Annotated in this window: 2 protein-coding genes; both read left to right on the top strand. The window is 45.1% G+C overall.

Annotation, left to right across the window (positions count from 1 at the left end; translation table 11 throughout):
- Window positions 1-329: 329 nt before the first annotated feature.
- Window positions 330-890 carry a dTDP-4-dehydrorhamnose 3,5-epimerase gene (gene rfbC / locus CLOSYM_RS20230; protein WP_003497689.1) on the top strand — a complete coding sequence of 187 codons (561 nt, stop codon included), beginning with the start codon at window positions 330-332 and terminating at the stop codon, window positions 888-890.
- Between the two features lie 70 nt (window positions 891-960).
- Window positions 961-1776 (top strand): ABC transporter permease, encoded by an 816-nt coding sequence (locus tag CLOSYM_RS20235; protein WP_021643593.1) that lies wholly within the window; start codon window positions 961-963, stop codon window positions 1774-1776.
- The last annotated feature ends 138 nt before the right edge of the window (window positions 1777-1914 follow it).

A 1914-nucleotide genomic window follows, 5' to 3' on the forward strand; every position in this document is an offset into this window, starting at 1 on the left:
ACGCGTTAAGTGCGGAGGGCGGACCTTGTCGCGGGCACTCAGCGCTACCGTGTACGGGGAATACGATATGCCTTCAACGGGCTTTAAAAAAATTGCGGAAGATTTGATATCAGTCTGCTGGAAACACGTTCCGGACGCGTCCTCCGGGCCTCAGTTAAATCATTGGGTGTAAACAGTAACACGCTGATAAAGCCGTTCATGTTGACTGAAACAACTATTGCCAGGTTCCAAAGGTAGTGATATAGTATTGCATAGCCGGTACCGTACAGGCTGCCCCCGGCTTATGGATTGTGAGACAGCTTATAGATCAGATTAAAAGGAGAGGAATCATGGGAAAAATCACAGTAACCCCTTGTGATATAGAGGGACTTTATGTTATCGAACCAACCGTATTTAAGGATGAGCGAGGCTATTTTGTAGAGACCTATAATCAGAATGATTTCAGGGAAGCAGGCCTTGATATGGTGTTTGTCCAGGACAACCAGTCGATGTCTGTAAAAGGTGTGCTCAGGGGGCTTCATTACCAGAAGGAATTTCCTCAGGGCAAGCTGGTCCGAGCAGTCCGCGGTGAAGTATTCGACGTGGCTGTGGATCTGCGTACCGGTTCCCGGACATACGGAAAATGGTTCGGCGTTGTGATTTCAGCGGAGAATAAAAAACAGTTCTATATTCCGGAGGGGTTTGCCCACGGCTTCCTGGTACTTTCGGATGAGGCGGAGTTTGCATACAAATGTACCGACTTCTACCATCCGGGCGATGAAGGCGGGCTGGCTTACAACGATCCGGAGATCGGAATCGAGTGGCCGGTTACCGAGGGCATGGAACTGATTATTTCCGAAAAAGATAAAAAATGGGGCGGTTTTAAGGATACGTTTAAGTTCCAGCTTTAAATCCGCGCTCCTAAAATTAATAACAGTTCAGACAGCATGAACTGTTACTGAAATTAACCGGAGGTTTTCGATGAGAGAACTGATTACCCTTGTTAAAGGGCTTCTAAAGAAAAGAAAATTGATTCTGGATCTGTCCAAAGCAGATTTCAGAAAGAGATTTGTAGGCTCCTATTTCGGCATCGTCTGGATGTTTATTCAGCCGATGGTTACAATTGCGATATATGCGTTTATTTTTGGTGAGCATGGCATGAAGAATGCACCGCCTGTTCCGGGAGTATCCTATGTCATTTGGCTGACTCCGGGTATTATTCCCTGGTTCTTCTTCAGTGAGGTGCTGAATACGGGTACCAACTGTCTTCAGGAATACCATTACCTTGTCAAAAAGGTGGTGTTTGAGGTGGAGATGCTGCCTGTTATTAAATTAATATCCTGCTTTATGGTTCACGTCTGCTTTCTTGTAATCATGATAGGACTTTATCTGATCAGCGGATATATGCCGATGATTACCTGGCTGCAGATACTCTATTATTCCTTTGCCGCATCCATGCTTGGGCTGGCGCTCACATTTTTTACCAGCGCGGTTCAGGTGTTTTTTAAGGATATGGCCCAGATCGTTGGAATCTGCCTGCAATTCGGCATGTGGCTGACACCGATTATGTATGATGAAAAAATCTTTACCGACAGAGCGCCCTGGCTTGGAACGATGTTTAAGCTCAATCCCTTTTATTACATTGCGGCAGGCTACAGGGACAGTATGATGACGGGAAACTGGTTCTTTGAACGCCCGACGATGACGCTCTACTTCTGGGCGGTTACGCTGATACTTATGCTGATCGGGCTTAAGATGTTTAAAAAGCTGCGGCCGCATTTTTCAGATGTATTGTAAAGTGCTCTGGCTTCAATAATAATTAGAGTAAATAGTGATTGATGAAAATCCTGTACCTAAAAAACGGTATGGGATTTTTATATTACTGTTCCTACCTTTAATGCTGCTGACTTGAAAAAGTAAATTCCAGTGCAAAGG

Origin of the sequence: [Clostridium] symbiosum ATCC 14940 (assembly GCF_000466485.1) — a bacterium.
Lineage (GTDB): Bacteria > Bacillota > Clostridia > Lachnospirales > Lachnospiraceae > Otoolea > Otoolea symbiosa.